This window comes from Mycolicibacterium cosmeticum (assembly GCF_000613185.1).
GTDB lineage: Bacteria > Actinomycetota > Actinomycetes > Mycobacteriales > Mycobacteriaceae > Mycobacterium > Mycobacterium cosmeticum.
In genome coordinates, this window is the sequence record NZ_CCBB010000003.1 from 1,056,776 (window position 1) to 1,075,432 (window position 18,657).

18 protein-coding genes are annotated in these 18,657 nt (G+C 68.8%); 10 read left to right on the forward strand and 8 right to left on the reverse strand.

Translation table 11 applies throughout. The annotated features are described in order from the left end of the window. The first annotated feature begins 16 nt into the window (after positions 1 to 16). A complete protein-coding gene (locus BN977_RS24255; RefSeq protein WP_024454787.1) occupies positions 17 to 1,177 on the forward strand; it encodes an acyl-CoA dehydrogenase in 1,161 nt (386 codons plus the stop codon). Between the two features lie 21 nt (positions 1,178 to 1,198). On the opposite strand, the gene BN977_RS31565 is transcribed toward BN977_RS24255, so the two are convergent. The 3 genes from BN977_RS31565 to BN977_RS24270 all read right to left on the reverse strand — a co-directional run bounded on the left by BN977_RS31565 (position 1,199) and on the right by BN977_RS24270 (position 4,301). After that, complete coding sequence (locus BN977_RS31565) at positions 1,199 to 1,999, reverse strand: class I SAM-dependent methyltransferase (protein ID WP_234709663.1); 801 nt, start codon at positions 1,997 to 1,999, stop codon at positions 1,199 to 1,201. Between the two features lie 90 nt (positions 2,000 to 2,089). Further along, a complete protein-coding gene (locus BN977_RS24265) occupies positions 2,090 to 2,827 on the reverse strand; it encodes a TIGR03089 family protein (RefSeq protein WP_036402111.1) in 738 nt (245 codons plus the stop codon). A 1-nt stretch (position 2,828) separates the two neighbouring features. Then, on the reverse strand, positions 2,829 to 4,301 hold the full coding sequence (locus BN977_RS24270; RefSeq protein WP_046873118.1) for an LCP family protein: 1,473 nt from the start codon (positions 4,299 to 4,301) through the stop codon (positions 2,829 to 2,831). 170 nt (positions 4,302 to 4,471) lie between these two features. On the opposite strand from BN977_RS24270, the gene BN977_RS24275 reads away from it, so the two are divergent. The 3 genes from BN977_RS24275 (at position 4,472) to manB (ending at position 7,551) form a co-directional block, all read left to right on the forward strand. Continuing rightward, positions 4,472 to 5,527, forward strand: a complete 1,056-nt coding sequence (locus BN977_RS24275; protein ID WP_036402114.1) for a cellulase family glycosylhydrolase — start codon at positions 4,472 to 4,474, stop codon at positions 5,525 to 5,527. Between the two features lie 66 nt (positions 5,528 to 5,593). Continuing rightward, positions 5,594 to 6,469 carry a glycosyltransferase family 2 protein gene (locus tag BN977_RS24280; protein ID WP_024454792.1) on the forward strand — a complete coding sequence of 292 codons (876 nt, stop codon included), beginning with the start codon at positions 5,594 to 5,596 and terminating at the stop codon, positions 6,467 to 6,469. A gap of 2 nt (positions 6,470 to 6,471) precedes the next feature. Next, positions 6,472 to 7,551, forward strand: coding sequence for a mannose-1-phosphate guanylyltransferase ManB (gene manB / locus BN977_RS24285; RefSeq protein ID WP_036402116.1), 1,080 nt, complete (start codon positions 6,472 to 6,474; stop codon positions 7,549 to 7,551). Here the strand turns inward: manB and BN977_RS24290 are convergent. Genes BN977_RS24290 through cofD form a run of 3 tightly spaced genes read right to left on the reverse strand, consistent with a single transcriptional unit; the run spans position 7,533 to position 10,452 of the window. Next, positions 7,533 to 8,081 (reverse strand): NUDIX hydrolase, encoded by a 549-nt coding sequence (locus BN977_RS24290; RefSeq protein WP_024454794.1) that lies wholly within the window; start codon positions 8,079 to 8,081, stop codon positions 7,533 to 7,535. The genes manB and BN977_RS24290 overlap by 19 nt on opposite strands. Beyond that, positions 8,078 to 9,448: a coenzyme F420-0:L-glutamate ligase gene (locus tag BN977_RS24295; protein ID WP_036402119.1), complete on the reverse strand. Its 1,371-nt coding sequence runs from the start codon at positions 9,446 to 9,448 to the stop codon at positions 8,078 to 8,080. Before BN977_RS24295 ends, BN977_RS24290 begins: the two co-directional genes overlap by 4 nt. After that, a complete protein-coding gene (gene cofD / locus BN977_RS24300) occupies positions 9,445 to 10,452 on the reverse strand; it encodes a 2-phospho-L-lactate transferase (RefSeq protein ID WP_036402123.1) in 1,008 nt (335 codons plus the stop codon). Before cofD ends, BN977_RS24295 begins: the two co-directional genes overlap by 4 nt. Before the next feature lie 480 nt (positions 10,453 to 10,932). Between cofD and BN977_RS33155 the strand changes: the two genes are divergently transcribed. Next, a complete protein-coding gene (locus tag BN977_RS33155) occupies positions 10,933 to 11,184 on the forward strand; it encodes a WhiB family transcriptional regulator (protein ID WP_191262512.1) in 252 nt (83 codons plus the stop codon). A gap of 57 nt (positions 11,185 to 11,241) precedes the next feature. On the opposite strand, the gene BN977_RS24310 is transcribed toward BN977_RS33155, so the two are convergent. Beyond that, positions 11,242 to 12,237 carry an IS481 family transposase gene (locus BN977_RS24310; RefSeq protein ID WP_036402126.1) on the reverse strand — a complete coding sequence of 332 codons (996 nt, stop codon included), beginning with the start codon at positions 12,235 to 12,237 and terminating at the stop codon, positions 11,242 to 11,244. Between the two features lie 106 nt (positions 12,238 to 12,343). Next, a complete protein-coding gene (locus BN977_RS24315; RefSeq protein WP_024454319.1) occupies positions 12,344 to 12,766 on the reverse strand; it encodes a metallopeptidase family protein in 423 nt (140 codons plus the stop codon). A gap of 131 nt (positions 12,767 to 12,897) precedes the next feature. Between BN977_RS24315 and BN977_RS24320 the strand changes: the two genes are divergently transcribed. The 5 genes from BN977_RS24320 (at position 12,898) to mdo (ending at position 18,589) form a co-directional block, all read left to right on the forward strand. Next, the gene (locus BN977_RS24320) at positions 12,898 to 13,332 is read left to right on the forward strand and encodes a DUF3499 domain-containing protein (RefSeq protein WP_024454320.1); all 435 of its coding nucleotides are present in this window, start codon (positions 12,898 to 12,900) and stop codon (positions 13,330 to 13,332) included. Between the two features lie 99 nt (positions 13,333 to 13,431). Further along, entirely contained in the window at positions 13,432 to 14,826 is a 1,395-nt protein-coding gene (locus BN977_RS24325) for a phosphomannomutase/phosphoglucomutase (protein WP_024454321.1), read from the forward strand. Continuing rightward, entirely contained in the window at positions 14,823 to 15,893 is a 1,071-nt protein-coding gene (locus tag BN977_RS24330) for a TobH protein (protein WP_024454322.1), read from the forward strand. Before BN977_RS24325 ends, BN977_RS24330 begins: the two co-directional genes overlap by 4 nt. A gap of 4 nt (positions 15,894 to 15,897) precedes the next feature. Continuing rightward, positions 15,898 to 17,136 carry a mannose-6-phosphate isomerase, class I gene (gene manA, locus BN977_RS24335; RefSeq protein WP_024454323.1) on the forward strand — a complete coding sequence of 413 codons (1,239 nt, stop codon included), beginning with the start codon at positions 15,898 to 15,900 and terminating at the stop codon, positions 17,134 to 17,136. Positions 17,137 to 17,317: 181 nt separating this feature from the next. Continuing rightward, complete coding sequence (gene mdo, locus BN977_RS24340) at positions 17,318 to 18,589, forward strand: NDMA-dependent methanol dehydrogenase (RefSeq protein ID WP_024454324.1); 1,272 nt, start codon at positions 17,318 to 17,320, stop codon at positions 18,587 to 18,589. The last annotated feature ends 68 nt before the right edge of the window (positions 18,590 to 18,657 follow it).

Sequence of the window (18,657 nt, forward strand, 5' to 3'; positions counted from 1 at the left end):
GTAGCGAGGAGATCCGATGGTTGCCAACCCGTCCTTTGACCTGTTCCAGCTGTCCGACGAGCACAACGAGCTGCGCACCGTGCTGCGCGCCCTGTGCGAGAAGGAGATCGCGCCGTACGCCGCCGAGGTCGACGCGCAGGCGCGCTACACCGACGAGGCGCTGGCGGCGCTGGACGGCTCGGGTTTCTCGGCGGTGTTCATCCCCGAGCAGTACGGCGGCCAGGGTGCCGACGCCGTCGCGGCGTGCATCGTCATCGAGGAGGTGGCGCGGGTGTGCGCATCGTCCTCGCTGATCCCGATCTGCAACAAGCTGGGCACCACGGGTCTGCTGATGCGTGGCTCCGAGGAACTCAAGCAGAAGGTGCTGCCCTCGATCGCCGCGGGCGAGGCCACCGCGTCGTATGCACTGTCGGAGCGCGAGGCCGGTAGCGACGCGGGCGCCATGCGCACCAAGGCCGTGGCCGACGGCGACGACTGGATCCTCAACGGCACCAAGTGCTGGATCTCCAACGGCGGCAAGTCCACCTGGTACACCGTCATGGCGGTGACCGACCCGGACAAGGGTGCCAACGGCATCTCGGCGTTCATCGTGCACAAGGACGACGAGGGTTTCTCGGCCGGCCCCAAGGAACACAAGATGGGCATCAAGGGGTCGCCCACCACCGAGCTGTACTTCGAGAACTGCCGCATTCCCGGTGACCGGATCATCGGTGAGCCGGGCACCGGGTTCAAGACCGCGCTGGCCACCCTGGACCACACCCGCCCGACCATCGGTGCGCAGGCCGTGGGCATCGCCCAAGGCGCGCTGGACGCCGCGATCGCCTACACCAAGGAGCGCAAGCAGTTCGGCCGCTCGATCGCCGATTTCCAGAACACCCAGTTCATGCTGGCCGATATGGCGATGAAGATCGAGGCCGCCCGGCTGATGGTCTACACCGCCGCTGCCCGCGCCGAGCGCGGTGAGCCGAACCTGCAGTTCCTGGCCTCGGCGTCGAAGTGCTTCGCCTCCGATGTGGCCATGGAGGTCACCACGAACGCCGTGCAGCTGTTCGGCGGCTACGGCTACACCGTGGACTTCCCGGTGGAGCGGTTCATGCGCGACGCCAAGATCACCCAGATCTACGAGGGCACCAACCAGATTCAGCGCCTGGTGATGTCCCGCCAGCTGCTGCGCTGAACGCGCGGTCGCGGGGTCGCGTCAGCTCCAGAGTGACGCGACCTTGCGGTAGGCGGCGCGGGCGGTCTCGCTGCGGCGGGCGATATGGGCCGGGTGCTTGGGCACCGGCACCAGCACGCTCACCGGGTGGTTGACGAACACCGACTCGAACACCGCGGTCATGGTGCGGTCGGCGTAGGCCCGGTCCAGCGCGTGGCGGTACCGGTCGGCGTGCTCGGGCTGGGTGAACAGCACCTTGTTGTAGCCGATGTAGAACGGCACCAGGGCGCCACCCTGCTCCAGGTAGTGCACGGTGCCGACGCACACCCCGGGCCACTGCTGGTTGAACACGTCGTCGGCGATCACGACCCCGCCGTCGATCAGGCTCTTCTCGGCCAGCCGCATATCGCTGAGCACGATCTCCTCGGTATGGCCGCCGTCGACCGAGAACAGCCGCACCCCCGACAGCGCCGGGATGTCACCGGGCACGATCTGGGTGGAATCCCCTTGGTGCACGACGAGGTCGGTGCGGTCGGCCCAGCGGTCCAGGTTGCGCAGGAACTCACTGCGGTCGCCTTCGCCGGACTTGTCGATGTTAGCCGCCTGGTTCTCGAACAGGTCGATCGCGATGGCCTGCTCGCCCGGTTGCTGGAGCAACTTCATGGCGATGAAGAGCTGGCCGTGATGGACGCCGATCTCGGCGATCGGCCCACGGATACCGGCCGCCCGCTGCTGCTCGTCAACGGCCTGCAGCAACCCGATGGCCGCCGACTCCGTATAGCCCTGCACACGTCGATGCCCGAAGTGCCGATATGCAGCGAATTTCATCGCGATGCTTCCCACCTGTCACAGGGTACTCATGAGGCACCCATCTGGCATATAGCATCACATTATTGACGCAAAGGATATTTGGTGCGAGCGCAACCGCCCTGCTCAGCCCGTGGTGACCTTCTCCATCGCGCGCCTGCGCTCCAGTGCGCCGCTGTCCGAGTTTGCCACGAGGACCAGCGAGGCGCCCGCCGACAGCACGGCCAGCAGCTCGGCGATCAGGTCTTCGGCGGTGTCCCAGCCCGCGGTGGACAGCACCCGGTCGCTGTCGGTGAGGCCGCGCGCGCCGGCCGCGTCCGCGGCGGCGGCCAGCACCTCGCCGACGGTCCGGCCGTTGAGGGCGGGGCCCGGCACGCGCTCGGGGATGATCTGGTCGCCGTGCACCCGCACCGCGGTGGCGTAGTCGGTGACACCGACGGGCAGGCCGGGCGCCGGTTTCCCGAACGGGTCCAGCGACAGCACCACCACCTCGCCGGCCGCCGCGGCGGCGTCGGCCTCGTCGAGCCGGTCCGCGGTGCACAGCGCGATATCGGAGGGGGCTGTTTCTAAGGCTGTTTCTGAGGCCGGCTCCGGTCCGAACACCGCTTCCGCGCCGATCCACCAGATGCCCAGCAGCACCGCCGCGGTCTGCCAATGCGCGGGCAACAACACCGCCACCCGGCTGCCCGGGCCAGCGCCGAGTTCGTCGCGCAACAGGTTCGCGGTCTTGGCGGCCCAGTTGGCCAGCGTCACCGTCGACAGCTCGATGCGCTCACCGGTGGCGTCGTCGTAGTAGGTGATCCGCGGCCCGACGGGGTCGCGCCGCATCAGCGGATCCAGCAGCGCCGCGCTGATCGTCGCCATGTCAGTTCACGCACGCCGGGTCGTCGGAACCCGCGGTGAGGATCGGCGACGGCGGCGGGGGCGGCTCGGCCGAATCGCCGGTACCGCCCGAACTCTGCTCGATGACGGCGGAATCACCGGACAGCCCGGTGGGGCCGTCCAGGCCCGAGCCGGGCCCGGTGTAGTCCGAGGACAGCACCACGCGCACCGTGCCGGGCGCCAGCGTGGCGTCCTCGACGACCGGCAGGTTGCCGAGTTCCTTCGAAATCGCTTGCGCCCCAAGGTCGTCAGATTTCGCGGCCTGCACCTGGCTGTTGGTGACGTGCCCGCCCTCGTTGTTGCCCACCGCGCCCGCGGTGAAACCCTTGCCGGTCAGCACCTGCGACACCGATGCCGCCAGCCCGTTGATATCGGTGTCGTTGACCACGTCGGCGGTGGTCTTCTCCGGCGAATAACTGAGCTGCTCGGTCTTGCCCGCGGCCTGGTCGTTGAGCAGGCTCTCCACCCAGTCGTGCACCTGCGTCGGGTCGACCCGCACGACGCTCTGCATCCCGTCGTCGCTCCAGCCGTCCTCCTGCAGGATCGGGATGGTCGCGAACGCCACCGACCCGGCGGCCAGCTTCTGCAGCTGCTGGATGAAATCCATGATGTCCCAGCCGTCGGAGAGCACCACCGAACGCTGGACCGCGTCCTGCAGCCGATTCAGGGTGGACGGGCTGGACAGGGTCTTGCTGGAGATGACCTCGTGCGCCAGGGAGGCCATCACCGACTGCTGGCGGGTCACCCGGTCCAGGTCGCCGCGCGGCAGGTCGTGGCGCTGGCGGACGAAGCTCAACGCCTGCGGCCCGTTCAGCTTCTGCCAGCCGGCCGGGAAGTCGGCACCCGAAAGGGGTTCGTACACCGCGTTTTTCAGGCACACGTTGACGCCGCCGAGCGCATCGGTGATCAGCGAGAACCCGAGCAGCCCGATCTCGGCGTAATGGTCGACGGTCACCCCGGTGAGTTTGGCGACGGTCTTGATCAGCGCTTCGCGCCCGGCCTCGGTCGCCTTGGGCTCGGCCGTGGCGGGGTCCTCGCCCTGAACCTCGACCAACTGCTTCATCTTGTCGAGCTTCACCTCGCCGAAGACGCCGTTGATCTTCATCTTGCCCAGCCCGGGGGCATCCACATAGGAGTCGCGGGGGATCGAGATGGCCGTCGCCGAGCGCCCGTTGTTGGGGATGCGGACCAGGATGATGGTGTCGGTGTTGGTCGACACGTCGTCACCGGCGCGTAGCGTGGCCAGTTCCTCGGCGGACAGTGGGTTGCCGTGCGCATCGGTGCGGCTGTCCAGCCCGACCAACAGGATGTCGATGGCGCCGTCGTCACCGCCGCCGCCGAGCGCCGCCGAGTTGACGTGGTTGATGCCGTCCTCGAACGAGCGCACGGTGCTCCAGGCCACGCCGGTGCACACCACGATGGCGGCAGCGGCGATGACGGCGATGGTCCGGGTCACCTTCACGCGTGCTCCGCCTCCCGGCCCGGTTTCTGCATTGGCTCAGGCTACTGGCGCTGCCGTCGAAGTTGCGGGAGCGCGCACCGGCGTGCCAGCCCGCACCGCGCCGCCCGAACGCTCAGCAGATCCGCAGGTCCGGCCATCTGCGCAGGTCCGGTACATTGGCGGGCATGCACACGCCTCTGAGCAGGGTTGTCGGCCGGTTCGTGATGTTGGTCGTGTTGGTCGCGTCGATGGTGTCGATATCACCGGTGACGGCGCACGCCGCCGTGGTCGCGCCCGCCGACGGCTACGGGTTCGCCCAGGGCTACACCTGGGCCACCGGCAGCCAGGCCGATGCCAGCCGAGAGATCGCCGCCGTCGGTAAGACCGGCGCCTCCTGGGTGCGGGTGCCGGTCGACTGGGGTGTCATCGAGGGCAGCCGGGGCCAGTACAACTGGGGCTACCTGGACAACCTGGTGAACTCGGCGGGCGCGAACAACCTGCGGGTGATGGGCATCATCTCCAACACCCCGCTGTGGGCCCGGCTGGAAGGCGCGCAGCTGCTCTTCCCGTCGTCGCCGCCGCGCAATCCGTCCGATTACGGAGCCTTCGCCGCGGCCGCGGCCAAGCGCTACGCCGGCCGGATCAACGCGTGGGAGGTCTGGAACGAGCCGAACCTGCCGCTGTTCATGGGCTTCGCCGACAACAAGGCGGGCCGCTACACCGACATGCTGAAGTCGGCATACGGCGCCATCAAGTCGGTGCAGCCGGGGGCTACCGTGATCGCGGCCGGGCTGAGCCCGCTCGACGGACCGGACTCACCGCCCGGATTCCTGCAGCAGCTCTACGACGCCGGTGCCGGTGGCTTCTTCGACGCCGCCGCCGCGCACCCGTACGTCTTCCCCGGCGGTCTGGCCGCCGACAGCAACCACGGCTGGTCGGATGTGCTGCGCATGCGGGACGTGATGAACGCCCACGGTGACGGCGGCAAGAAGATCTGGCTGACCGAGCTGGGCGCGTCCACCAGTGACATCCCCGGCGACGGCGTGAGCCAGCAAGAGCAGGCCAAGCAGATCACCGACGTGCTGGCCGCGGCCGCCGCGGTGGGCTGGACCGGTCCGGCGTTCATCCACGCGGTGCGCGATCTGGACACCGCCAACCGCAACGACCGGGAGGCGAACTTCGGCGCGCTGCTGACCTCGGATTGGCAGCCGAAGTACACCGCCGGAGTGCTTGCCCGTTAAGCGTTTCGTGTCGCGGCGCCGGTGAGGTGCAGGACACAGCGTGGCACGCCGCTACCCTCTACGACCGTGAGTGACCACCTCTTCATCGTGACGGTGACGTACTCGCCGGGCCCGCATCTGGACCGTTTCCTGGCTTCGCTGGCGCATGCCACCGAGCGACCGGTGACGGTGGTGATGGCCGACAACGGGTCCACCGACGGTGCCCCCGAGGAGGCCGTGCAGCGCTACCCCAATGTGCGGTTGTTCCACACGGGGTCGAATCTGGGGTACGGCACCGCGGTCAACCGCGCGGTGGCCGAGTTCGTCACCGACGGTGACTGGCTGGTGGTGGCCAATCCCGATGTGCAGTGGGGGCCCGACAGCATCGACGAGCTGCTGGCCGCCGCGCAGCGCTGGCCGGCCGCCGGCTCGCTGGGGCCGCTGATCCGGGATCCCGACGGCACGGTGTATCCGTCGGCGCGGCATCAGCCCAGCCTGATCCGCGGCGGCATGCACGCCGTCGTCGGCCCGGTGTGGAAGAACAATCCGTGGACGGCGGCCTACCGGCAGGAGCGGCTCGCGCCGAGCGAGCGCCCGGTGGGCTGGCTGTCCGGGTCGTGCCTGTTGCTGCGGCGGGCGGCGTTCGACCAGATCGGCGGATTCGACGAGCGTTATTTCATGTACATGGAGGACGTCGACCTGGGGGATCGGCTGACCGCCGCCGGGTGGCAGAACGTGTACGTGCCGTCCGCCGAGATCGTGCACGACAAGGGTCACGCGGCCGGGCGTGATCCCGCGAAGAACTTGGCCGCGCATCATCGCAGCACCTACACTTTCCTCGCCGATCGGCATCCCGGCTGGTGGCGGGCACCGTTGCGGTGGACTATTAGGGGGGCCCTGGCTGCCCGGGCTGGACTCGTCGTCGGGAGCTCCCGGCGCAGACAGGCGAAAGGACGGCTCTAGGCATGGTCGATCCGGCGAAAGTCGATGCCGTCATCCTGGTCGGTGGGCAGGGCACCAGGTTGCGTCCGCTGACCCTGTCGGCGCCAAAGCCGATGTTGCCGACGGCCGGGCTGCCGTTTCTGACGCACATGCTCTCCCGCATCGCCGCCGCCGGGATCGAGCATGTCGTGCTGGGCACGTCCTATAAGGCCGAGGTGTTCGAGGCGGAATTCGGCGACGGTTCCAAACTGGGCCTGCACATCGAATACGTGGTGGAGGAGCAGGCGCTCGGCACCGGCGGCGGGATCGCCAACGTCGCGCCGAAGCTGCGCCACGACACCGTGCTGGTCTTCAACGGTGACGTGCTCTCCGGAGCCGACCTCGGTGCGCTGCTCTCCTGCCACGAAGAGCACCAGGCCGATGTGACGCTGCATCTGGTCCGGGTCAGTGACCCCAGGGCGTTCGGCTGTGTGCCCACCGACGCCGACGGGCGGGTCACCGCGTTCCTGGAGAAGACCGAGGACCCGCCGACCGACCAGATCAACGCGGGCTGCTACGTGTTCCGCCGTGAGCTCATCGACGAACTGCCCAAGGGCCGGGCCCTCTCGGTGGAGCGCGAGGTGTTCCCCGCGTTGCTGGCGCAGGGCCGCAAGGTGTGCGGGTATGTCGACAACACGTACTGGCGGGACATGGGCACACCCGACGATTTCGTGCGCGGTTCGGCCGACCTGGTGCGCGGGATCGCGCCGTCGCCGGCCCTCAACGGCCAGGGCGGTGAGCGGCTGGTGCACGACGGGGCCGCGGTCGCGCCCGGTGCGCTGCTGATCGGCGGGACCGTGGTGGGCCGCGGTGCCGAGATCGGCGCGGGAGCGCGGCTGGACGGTGCGGTGATCTTCGACGGGGTCCGGGTGGCCGCCGGTGCGGTGATCGAACGCTCCATCATCGGCTTCGGCGCCAGGATCGGGCCGCGCGCGCTCATCCGGGACGGCGTGATCGGCGACGGCGCGGATATCGGCGCGCGCTGCGAACTGTTGCGCGGCGCCCGGGTGTGGCCCGGGGTGACCATTCCCGACGGCGGGATCCGCTACTCCACCGACGTCTGACGGTGCCGCGCCGCCGCACCGAGGGCGGCCAGGGCCGGGTCGTCGGCGGGCAGCGCGTCCAGCGGCCACCACCGCAGGTCGAGTGATTCGTCGCTGCGCACGATGGCCGCGTTGGCCGGTGCACGGACGATGAACTGCAGATCCAGATGCCGGGTGGGCAGGCCGAGCGAGCAGGTCAGCGGGTGCACGTGCACCCGTGCCAGCCCGGAATCCAGGCGCAGCCCGGCGATCCCGGATTCCTCTGTTGCCTCGCGCAGCGCGGCCGCGGTGATGTCGGCGTCCCCGTCCTCGCAGTGCCCGCCCAGCTGCAGCCAGCGCCCGATCCGGGGGTGCAGGGTCAGCAGTGCCTGGGTGCCGGTGTCGTCGAGCACCAATGCCGACGCGGTGATGTGGCCGGGTTCGCACGCCCGCCGGCAGGCGTCCGGGCGGGCCAGTACGAAGGCCAGCACCGCGTGCCGCAGCGCGTCCTGCTCGGGATCCGGTGCCTCCCAACGGGTCAGCGCGTCGACGACGGAGGCGTGCAGGCTCATCGCACCACCAGCAGACCGTCGGTGCCCGCCGGATCACGCGGCACCGGCGGTTCGGGTGGATGACCGATCGCGATGGCGCCCAAGGGCTCCCAGTCGTCGGGCAACTCGAGCTCCCGGCGCACGGTGTCGGCGGCGAAGATGGTCGACCCGATCCAGCAGCTGCCCACCTCCCGGGTGGCCAGGGCCACCAGCAGGCCCTGCACCGCGGCGCCGGCGGCCACGGTGAACATGGTGTGTTCGGCCGCCGTGCGCGCCGGGTCCGGATAGGTGTGCGCACCGTCGGGAACCATGAACGGGATCACGACTTCCGGGGCGTCGTAGAGGATCTGGCCCCGGCGCACCCGCCGGGCGACATCGTCGGGGGAGCGCCCGTCACCGGCGAGGTCGGTCTCCCAGCGTCGCTTCATCGCGTCCAGAAGCCTTGTGCGGCGCGCCGGTTCGCGCAGCCAGACGAACCGGACCGGACGGGTGTGGTGGGGCGCGGGCGCGGTCAGCGCCTCGGCCACCGCCGCCTCGATCAGTGCCGGGTCGACGGGGTCGGGCGCGAATCGGCGGATGGAGCGGCGCAGCAGCTGGGCTTGGCTGCGGCCCAACGCGATCGCCTCGGCGGTGCCCAGCCAGAACAGGTCGTCCTCGCCGTTGCGCACCAGGGTGCGGCCGCCGGAGCCGTCGTCGTGCAGGGTCAGGCCGCGCACCACGGCCACCGGGATGCCGGTCAGCTTGCCCTTCACCAGATCGGCGGCGGCGGCCAGTTCGTCGGCGACCGCGATCTCGGTGACGATCAGTTCGTTGCCGAAAGCGTCGTGCGAGCCGCCGTATCCGTGCAGCACCCGCAGGCCGGCCGCGCCGATCGCGACATCGGTCTGGCCGTTGCGCCAGGCCCGGCCCATGGTGTCGGTGACCACCACGCCGACCCGGACGCCGAGCCGGCGCACCAGCCCGTCGCGCACCGCCGCGGCGCTGCGGTCCGGATCCACCGGCAGGAGCGCGAGTTCGGCGGCGTCGACATTGGATCCGTCCACGCCGGCGGCGGCCTGGATCAGCCCGAACGCGTTCTCGGTGATCAGGGTGCGGCCCTTGCGGGCCAGCACGCGGACCGCCTCGTCGTCGATGAGTTTGCGGCGCAGAGCGTCCCGCTGCTCGGGGTCCGCCGGTGCGGCGACGATGCGCCCTTCGGCCTTGGACAGCACCTTGCTGGTGACCACGACGACGTCGTCATCGCGCAGCCAGTCGGCGGCGGCGGCGATGGCCGCCGAAACGTCGTCGCCAGGCCGGAATTCACCGAGGCCGTGGACGGGGATGATCTCGATCGCCGCTGAGGTGCCGTGGTCGGTGCCGTGGTCGTTGCCGGTGTGCGCCGATGTCACAGCGTCAAGCCTGCCAAACGGATGCCGGCGCGCACCATCTCGGCGGTGGCGGCCGGATCGGTCATCAGCAGCGGCGCCTGCTGCACCTGCACGCCGTCGATGTCGGCGGTGTCACCCCGGTCGATCAGCCAGCCGTCCAGGATGCCGGTGCCGCTGCGGGCGCCGAAGTGCTCACCGACGCCCTGCGACGAGGATTCGACGCCGATCACCCGCAGGCATTCGTCGGCCATCCCGCGCAACGGTTTTCCGGCGACGATGGGGGAGTACCCGATCACCGGGGCCGGGGTGGACCGTAGCGCCCCCCGGATACCGGGGACGGCCAGGATGGTCCCGATGCTCACCACCGGGTTGGACGGCGCCAGCAGCACGACATCGGCCCCGGCGATGGCGTCGAGCACACCCGGTGCCGCGGTTGCCTTGTCGGACCCCACGAAGGCGAAGCTCTGGGTGGGGATCTGCGCGCGGTAGCGCACCCACCACTCCTGGAAGTGGATGGCCCGGCGTTCGCCCTCTGGATCGGTGACCACGACATGCGTTTCGCTGCGATCGTCGGTGACGGGCAGCAACCTGGCGCCGGGTTGCCACCGGTCGCACAACGCCTCGGTCACCTGGGACAGCGGATAACCGGCGCGCAGCATCTGGGTGCGCACCAGGTGGGTGGCCAGATCGCGGTCGCCCAGGCCGAACCAGTCGGGCTGTACGCCGTAGGCTGCGAGTTCCTCCTTGGCGTGCCAGGTTTCGTCGCGGTGGCCCCAGCCGCGTTCGGGGTCGATTCCGCCACCCAGGGTGTACATGCAGGTATCCAGGTCCGGGCAGATCCGCACACCGAACATCCACGCGTCGTCGCCGACGTTGACCACGGCGGTCAGCTCGTGCTCGGGCGTCTCATGGCCGGCCGGGGACGGCCCGCCGTGGCTGGCAAACTGGCCCAACCCGAGCAGATGCTGCACGCCGAGAAGGAACCGGGCGCCACCCACGCCGCCGACCAAAACGGTGACTTTCACGCCTTCAGACCCTAGGCCAGCGGCCCTGTGTGGCCGACATCGCGGCGGGTGTGGCGAACACGCCGGTGCATGGACACGCCGGATCTATGTCACGAGATGGTATGAAAATGCCTTCCACCGCTTGACCCTGGCAGCTAACAAGTGTCTAATCACATCAGTGTCATTTCGCGGTTGACCCCGGTTCCGGTGTCGCAGACCGAGATTCGATCACTTGTTCGAAGGTGTTCGACAGTGAGCGTATCGGGGATGGCCTTACACCACAATAGTGATGGCGGGAGTGGAGCTCCGTAGAGCTCCAATATGGGGACTATTAATCAGGTGAGGAGGCGGAACATGTCTTTTGAGCAGGTCAATTTCGACCGCGTGCTCCGGTTCGACGACCGGCAGCTCGGTTCAGTGGACAACGAACCGCACACCACTACCGGTTCGGTGCCGTTCGAGGTGACCGGACGCCCGCAATTGAGTTTGGTACCGGAACGGATGGACTTCGACGCGGTCGCGGCCGACGAAGAGGACGATCAGTGGCAGGAGCGTGCCCTGTGCGCGCAGACCGACCCTGAGGCCTTCTTCCCCGAAAAGGGCGGCTCCACCCGCGAGGCGAAGCGCATCTGCCAGGGATGCGAGGTTCGTGATCGCTGCCTGGAGTACGCGCTGGCCAACGATGAGCGATTCGGTATCTGGGGTGGGTTGTCCGAGAGGGAGAGACGCCGCCTCAAGCGCGGCATCATCTGACGCAAGAACGGCTCGGCCTCCCGGCCGAGCCGTTCTGCGTAGGTGGCCAGTAGGTGGCTAGTTGTACTGACCTGAGAGGTTAGGTACGCGGGTGGCGGGTGGTTGGCCGCCGAGCGCGGTGTGGCCGCGATGGTGATTGTAGGTGTGGAGCCAGCGGGGGAACTCTTCGCAGCGTTCTGCGTCGGTGGTGTAGAGCCGGGCGTAGGCCCATTCGTCGGCCAGGGTGCGGTGAAAGCGCTCGACCTTGCCGTTGGTCTGGGGTCGGTAGGGGCGAGTTCTGCGGTGGCTGATGTTGGTGACGGCGAGTGCATCCCGGAAAGGATGCGAGCGGTAACAGGATCCGTTGTCTGTCAGCACATTCCTGACATTGATACCGCACTCCATGAACCAGGCGTTTGCGCGGATCCAGAACTCGGCAGCGGTATCTTTGCGCTCATCGGCGAGCAGTTCGCTGTAAGCCAGCCGGGAGTGAGCATCGATTGCGGTGTGCAGGAAGTGATAGCCCCGCGCCGGGCGCCGGTACTTGTCGAGCAGGCCGGTGCTGCGATCAGCCCGCGAGTTCTTCTTGCCTGTCGTCAAGCCGAGCTTGCGCCAGCCCCCGCCAGCGGGGATCTTGCCAAGTTTCTTGACATCGATGTGAACCAGGTCGCCGGGAAAAGCCGACTCCATCCGACGGATGACTCGGCCGGTCGGACGGTCCAGCCACCGGAGTTTGGACAACCCGTAGCGGGTCAGAACACGGTGCACTGTGGAGACATTCAGACCCAGCAGATACGCGATCCGCGCCGGCCCCCACCGCCGGATGACACGCACCTTGACGATGCGCCGTTCGGTACGTGTGGGTGTTTGCGTCGGGCTGCGATGCGGTCGTGAGCTGCGATCACTCATACCGGCCTCGCCGAACTCACGGTAGCGTCCGGCCCACCGACTGGCGGTGGTGACAGCCACCTGGAACCGTTCAGCAGCACGTCGAAGGGGCCAACCCTCCTCAACGACACAACGAGCCAGTCGCAGCCGTCCAGTTTCGGACAGGGGCGCATTACGGTGGGACATGAAGACCTCCGAGATCGGTGAGCGTTCCTAGACAGCTCGCACTCCACTCGGAGGTCTTCTTGTTGTCACCTCACCACGCCGTTACCAACCTCTGTGGTCAGTACAGCTAGTCGTCTTCGATCGACGGGTCGATGACCGACGGTTCGACACCCAGATAGGTGGCCACCTGCGCCACCAATACCTCATGCAAAAGATCCGACAGATCGTCGGCGTCCTTGGCGCGGCGTTCGATCGGCTTGCGGAACAACACAATTCGCGCACGGGTGGAATTCCCGCGGACATCCACGCCGGCCGGGATCAGCCGGGCCAGGGCGATCGGACCGTCGGCGACCACCTCCGGTGGCCACTGCACGCTGTCGGGATCCTTGGGGGCGATCCGCGGGATCTCGTCGACCGCGACGTCGAGGGTGGCCACCCGGTCATGCCAGCGGCGCTCGATCGGTTCGTAGGCCTCCAGCACCGCCATGTCGAAACGCTCGGCCCGACTGCGCCAGCCCGGCACCGTCGGCGGCAGCAGCGGCCCGCGCATGTCGCGGCCGCGGCGTGATCCGCGATGGTTGCGCTGCGCCACGGATGAGATGGTAACGGTTGGAGATCGGCGCTCGACGCACTGCGCGTGTCCGGGTGCCCGCGACGTTTCCGCACGATAATCTTCGCAGCGTGAATGTTCCCCGTCGCTGCTGCCGGCCCGGGTGCCCGCACTACGCCGTGGCGACGCTGACCTTCGTCTATTCGGACTCGACAGCCGTCGTCGGACCCCTGGCGACCGTGTCCGAGCCGCACTCGTGGGATCTGTGCGTCGTCCACGCCGGACGGATCACCGCGCCGCGCGGCTGGGAGTTGGTGCGTCATGCCGGGCCGTTGCCCGCGCATCCCGACGAGGACGATCTGGTCGCGCTCGCCGACGCCGTGCGGGAACGCAACGACGGCCTGCCCTCGATGGTGAACGGCGTCACCGCGGGCTTCTCCGACCCGTCGACAGGTGTTCCCGGCGGCGCGTTGATCGCGCCGCCGATCCGCCGCCCGGAAACCAACGGACGCCGTCGCGGTCACCTGCGGGTGCTGCCCGACCCGCCGGAGACCGGCGCCGAATAGGACAGCGGCGGGACCTGCGGCGGTGGAATACCGGAGCCACTAGGCTGGCTGCCAAGTCACCATTCCCCAGCCCGGTCGATCCAGAGAGCGAGGACAGCCATGCCTCGGCCCGCCGCCGCCGTGAATGCTGTGATCAAGGCCTACGACGTACGCGGCCTGGTCGGAGAGCAGATCGACGAGGCATTCGTGCGCGATGTCGGCGCCGCCTTCGCCCGGCTGGTGCGTGCGGACCAGTCCCGAGCGACCCAGGTGGTCATCGGTCACGACATGCGCAGCAGTTCGCCCGCGCTGTCCGAGGCGTTCGCCGAGGGCGTCACCGCGCAGGGGCTGGACGTGGTGCGGATCGGGCTGGCCTCGACCGACCAGCTGTACTTCGCCTCCGGGTTGCTGGACTGCCCGGGTGCCATGTTCACCGCCAGCCACAACCCGGCCGCCTACAACGGCATCAAGCTGTGCCGGGCCGGCGCCAAGCCGGTCGGTCGCGAGACAGGTTTGGCCACGATCGCCGACGAGGTGATCGCCGGGGTGCCGGCCTACGACGGAGCGCCGGGTGCGGTGCAGGACCGGGACGTGCTCGACGACTACGGCGCCTTCCTGCGTTCCCTGGTCGACCTGACCGATCTGCGCCCGCTGCGGGTGGCCGTCGACGCGGGCAACGGGATGGGTGGGCACACCACGCCCGCCGTGCTGGGCGCGATCCCCGGGCTCACCGTCCTGCCGTTGTATTTCGAACTCGACGGCACCTTCCCCAACCACGAAGCCAACCCGCTGGATCCGGCCAATCTGGTGGATCTGCAGGCGCACGTCATCACCACCGGGGCCGATATCGGCCTGGCCTTCGACGGCGACGCCGACCGTTGTTTCGTCGTCGACGAGAAGGGCATCCCCGTCTCGCCGTCGGCGGTCACCGCGCTGGTGGCCGGCCGGGAACTGGGACGCGAGATCGGGGCCACGGTCATCTACAACCTGATCACCTCCCGCGCCGTGCCAGAGCTGATCGTCGAGCGCGGCGGCACCGCGGTGCGCTCCCGGGTGGGCCACTCCTACATCAAGGCGCTGATGGCCGACAGTGGGGCCATCTTCGGCGGCGAGCATTCCGCGCATTACTACTTCCGCGATTTCTGGGGTGCCGACTCCGGCATGTTGGCGGCCCTGCACGTGCTGGCGGCCCTGGGTGAGCAGCAGCGCCCGCTGTCGGAACTGATGGCCGACTACCACCGCTACGAGGCATCCGGGGAGATCAACTTCACCGTCGGCGACGCCCCCGCGGTGGTCGACTCGGTGCTCACCGCCTTCGGCACCCGGATCCATTCCATCGACCACCTCGACGGGGTGACCGTCGATCTCGGTGACGGTCGGTGGTTCAACCTGCGCAGCTCCAACACCGAGCCGCTGCTGCGGCTCAACGTGGAGGCGCGCACCGGCGAAGAGGTCGACGAGATCGTGCACGAAGTGGGCGAACTCATTGCCGGGGCAAGCGAGTCGGTGCCGTGACGTCGCGGGCCGCCACGATCGATCTGGACGACGTCGAGGGGCTACTCGCCGCCGATCGGGATGGTCTGTTGCGTGCCGCTGCGATGTCCGGAGCCCAGGTGCGGGCCGTCGCGGCCGCCGTCGACGAAGGCGCCCTCGACCCGGTGCGCTCCGATCTGCCGCCCCGCACCCTGATCTGGGTTGCCACCGGCGGCCCGGCCCTGGCGGCGGGAACGTTGTTGTCGGCGGCGCTGGGCGCCTCGACATCGGTGCCGATGGTGCCGGCCGCCGAGGTGCCGCCGTGGATCGGCGCCCTCGACGTGCTGGTGGTGGCCGGGGCCGACGCAGGGGACCCGGTCCTGGTCGCGGCGGCCGCCACCGGCGTGCGCCGGGGCGCGAGGGTGATCGTCGTCGCGCCGCACGAGGGCCCGCTGCGTGACGTCACGGCCGGTCGCGCCGCGCTGTTGCCGCCCCGCTTGCCGGTGCCCGAGGAGTTCGCGCTGTGCCGCTACCTGGCCGCCGGTGCCGCGGTCCTGGCCGTTCTGGATGCGGGCATGCGCGTCGATGTCGGCGCGCTGGCCGACGAGTTGGATGCCGAGGCGTTGCGCAACAGCGCTTCCCGCGAGCTGTTCACCAATCCGGCCAAGACGATCGCCGAACAGTTGACGGGCCGCGAGGTGGTGTTCGCCGGTGACACCGCCGCCTCGGTCGCGCTCGCGCACCATGCCAGCGCGGTGCTGCTGCGCACCGGTCAGCAGGTGGTCGCCGCCGCGGGCCTGGCCGACGTGTTGGTCGCGGCGGGCGAATTGAATTCCGGGCCCGCCGATTACGAGACGGCGCTGTTCCACGACGAGGAGATCGACGGGCCGCTGCCCGCGCGGGTCCGGGTGGTGGTGCTGACCTCCGACGAACAACGGCCGGCGGTGGTCGCGCGAACCGAAAGCCTGGCCGACATCATGGTGCTCAGCGCCGACGACGTGCCCGACATGGCGACGCCGCGGGCGGCCGGACGCCCCGAACAACAATTGGCCATGCTGGCCGTACGGCTGGAGATGACGGCCGTATACCTGAGACTGGCGCGAGGGTGAGATCGTGAATCTGCTGCACGGAGCGGTGCGCAAGTATGCCTGGGGGTCGCGGACCGCAATCGCCGAGTTCACCGGGCGGCCCAGTCCCACAGTGCATCCCGAGGCGGAGCTGTGGCTGGGCGCGCATCCGGGGGATCCGGCGCAATGCGAGACCGCCGATGGCGTGCGCTCGCTGCTGGAGATGATCAACGACGACCCCGAAGGCCAGCTCGGCGAACCGATCAGGGCCAGGTTCGGCAACGCGTTGCCGTTCTTGGCCAAGGTGCTGGCCGCCGACGAGCCGTTGTCGCTGCAGGCTCACCCGAGCGCCCGCCAGGCCGAGCAGGGCTTCGAACGGGAAGAGCGGCTTGGCATTCCGGTGTCGGCGCCCAACCGCAACTATCGCGACCGCAGCCACAAGCCGGAGCTGATCGTCGCGCTCGGGCCGTTCGAGGCGCTCACCGGATTCCGCTCGGCGGCACGCACCGTCGAGTTCATGCGAGCGCTGGCGCAGGCCAACCCCGCCGCCGATCTGGACCCGTACATCACCCTGCTCAAGGACCAGCCCGATGCCGACGGTCTGCGGGCGCTGTTCACCACCTGGATCACCGCGCCGCAGCCCGACCTCGACGTCCTGGTGCCCGCGGTGCTCGACGGAGCGGTCGGTTACCTGCGTTCCGGTGAGACGGATTTCCAGGCCGAGGCCAAGACCTTGCTGGAACTCGGGGAGCGCTACCCGGGGGATGCCGGTGTGCTGGCGGCGATGCTGCTCAACCGGATCACGCTGCAGGCCGGGGAGGCGGTCTACCTGTCGGCCGGTAACCTGCACGCCTACCTGCACGGTGTGGGCTTCGAGGTGATGGCCAACTCCGACAACGTGTTACGCGGCGGTCTCACCCCCAAGCACGTCGACGTGCCCGAGTTGCTCCGGGTACTGGATTTCACCCCGACGGGGGACGCCAAGATCGTCCCGCGCCCCGTCCGGGACGGCCTGGAGTGGGTATATGACACCCCGGCGCCGGAGTTCGCGGTCTCTGTGTTGTCGATCGAGGGCGAGCACCTCGGGCACGAGGTCGATGCGCCCGCCGAGCACGACGGGCCGCAGATCCTGCTGTGCACGCAGGGCTCGGTGGAGGTGTTCGCGAAATCGGAGACGGTGACCCTGGCGGGCGGCGCCGCGGCCTGGGTGGCCGCCGACGACGGCCCCATCCGGCTGCGCGCCGCCGAGCCGTCGAAACTCTTCCGGGTCACCGTCAACTTCTGACACCTGGCTTGTCGGTGCGCCGTGCGGCCTGCCTGATCGGGTAGTTCGGCGGGTCCGGTCGGCCGGTACTGCCCGCTTTCCATTGTGACGCGGGCCACGCGGGTCCACGGTAGGTGAGGGTCCCATTGTCGGCCCCGCCGACGTGCACAAGCCCGTCGCCAACCGCGAGGAGTTGAATCCAATGGCCATTGAGCTGAACCAGATTTGGGACTTCCCGATCAAGGAGTTCCATCCGTTCCCCCGCGCGCTGCTCGGCGTCGGCGCGCACGACATCATCGGTGTGGAAGCCAAGAACCTCGGCTTCAAGCGCACCTTGCTGATGACCACCGGCCTGCGCGGCTCGGGCATCATCGAGGAGCTCACCGGCAAGATCGAATACCAGGGCGTCGAGGTGGTGCTCTACGACAAGGTGGAGTCCAACCCCAAGGACTACAACGTCATGGAGGCCGCCGCGCTGTACCAGCAAGAGAAGTGCGACAGCATCATCTCCATCGGCGGTGGCTCCAGCCACGACGCCGCCAAGGGCGCCCGCGTCGTCATCGCCCACGACGGCCGCAACATCAACGAGTTCGAGGGCTTCGCCAAGTCGACCAACAAGCAGAACCCGCCGCACATCGCGGTATCCACCACGGCCGGAACGGGTTCGGAGACGTCCTGGGCCTACGTCATCACCGACACCTCCGACATGGAGCACCCGCACAAGTGGGTGGGCTTCGACGAGGCCACCATCGTCACCCTGGCGATCGACGACCCGCTGCTGTACTACACCTGCCCGCAGCATTTCACCGCCTACTGCGGATTCGATGTGCTGGCCCACGGCAGCGAGCCGTACGTGTCGCGGCTCGATTTCGCTCCGTCGCTCGGAAACGCCTTGTACTCGGTGGAATTGGTCGCCAAGCACCTGCGTGAGGCGGTGTTCGAACCGCGTAACCTCAAGGCCCGCGAGGGCATGATGAACGCGCAGTACATCGCGGGGCAGGCGTTCAACTCCGGCGGCCTGGGCATCGTGCACTCGATCAGCCATGCCGTCTCGGCGTTCTTCGACAGCCATCACGGACTGAACAACGCCATCGCGCTGCCGCGGGTGTGGGAGTACAACCTGCCGTCGCGCTACGAGCGCTACGCGCAGCTGGCCACCGCCATGGGGGTGGACACCCGGAACATGACCACCGTGCAGGCCGCCGACGCCGCGGTCGAGGCCGCCATCCGGCTGGCCCAAGACGTCGGCATCCCGGACAACTTCTCCCAGGTGCGCACCGACTCGTACGCGAAGAACCGGATGAACACCGGGAAGTACGCCGGGCGGGGTGATGTCATCAAGGGTGACGACAAGACGGTGCTGGCGATCTCCGAGCACATCCAGGACGACTGGTGCACGCCCGGCAATCCCCGCGAGGTCACCGTCGAGTCGATGATTCCCGTTGTGGGGCACGCGATCAACGAGTCCTACTAGGCAGTGATGCGGACCCGTTCAGCGGCAGCACGAGCCGCTGAACGGGCCCCATCCACACACCAGGAGAT

Coding starts and splice junctions, on each gene's coding strand:
- BN977_RS24255 (WP_024454787.1), top strand. CDS start 17: ATGGTTGCCAACCCGTCCTTTGACCTGTTCCAGCTGTCCGACGAGCAC.
- BN977_RS24265 (WP_036402111.1), bottom strand. CDS start 2,827: ATGGCGACGATCAGCGCGGCGCTGCTGGATCCGCTGATGCGGCGCGAC.
- BN977_RS24275 (WP_036402114.1), top strand. CDS start 4,472: ATGCACACGCCTCTGAGCAGGGTTGTCGGCCGGTTCGTGATGTTGGTC.
- manB (WP_036402116.1), top strand. CDS start 6,472: ATGGTCGATCCGGCGAAAGTCGATGCCGTCATCCTGGTCGGTGGGCAG.
- BN977_RS24290 (WP_024454794.1), bottom strand. CDS start 8,081: ATGAGCCTGCACGCCTCCGTCGTCGACGCGCTGACCCGTTGGGAGGCA.
- BN977_RS33155 (WP_191262512.1), top strand. CDS start 10,933: ATGGACTTCGACGCGGTCGCGGCCGACGAAGAGGACGATCAGTGGCAG.
- BN977_RS24310 (WP_036402126.1), bottom strand. CDS start 12,237: ATGTCCCACCGTAATGCGCCCCTGTCCGAAACTGGACGGCTGCGACTG.
- BN977_RS24315 (WP_024454319.1), bottom strand. CDS start 12,766: ATGCGCGGGCCGCTGCTGCCGCCGACGGTGCCGGGCTGGCGCAGTCGG.
- BN977_RS24325 (WP_024454321.1), top strand. CDS start 13,432: ATGCCTCGGCCCGCCGCCGCCGTGAATGCTGTGATCAAGGCCTACGAC.
- mdo (WP_024454324.1), top strand. CDS start 17,318: ATGGCCATTGAGCTGAACCAGATTTGGGACTTCCCGATCAAGGAGTTC.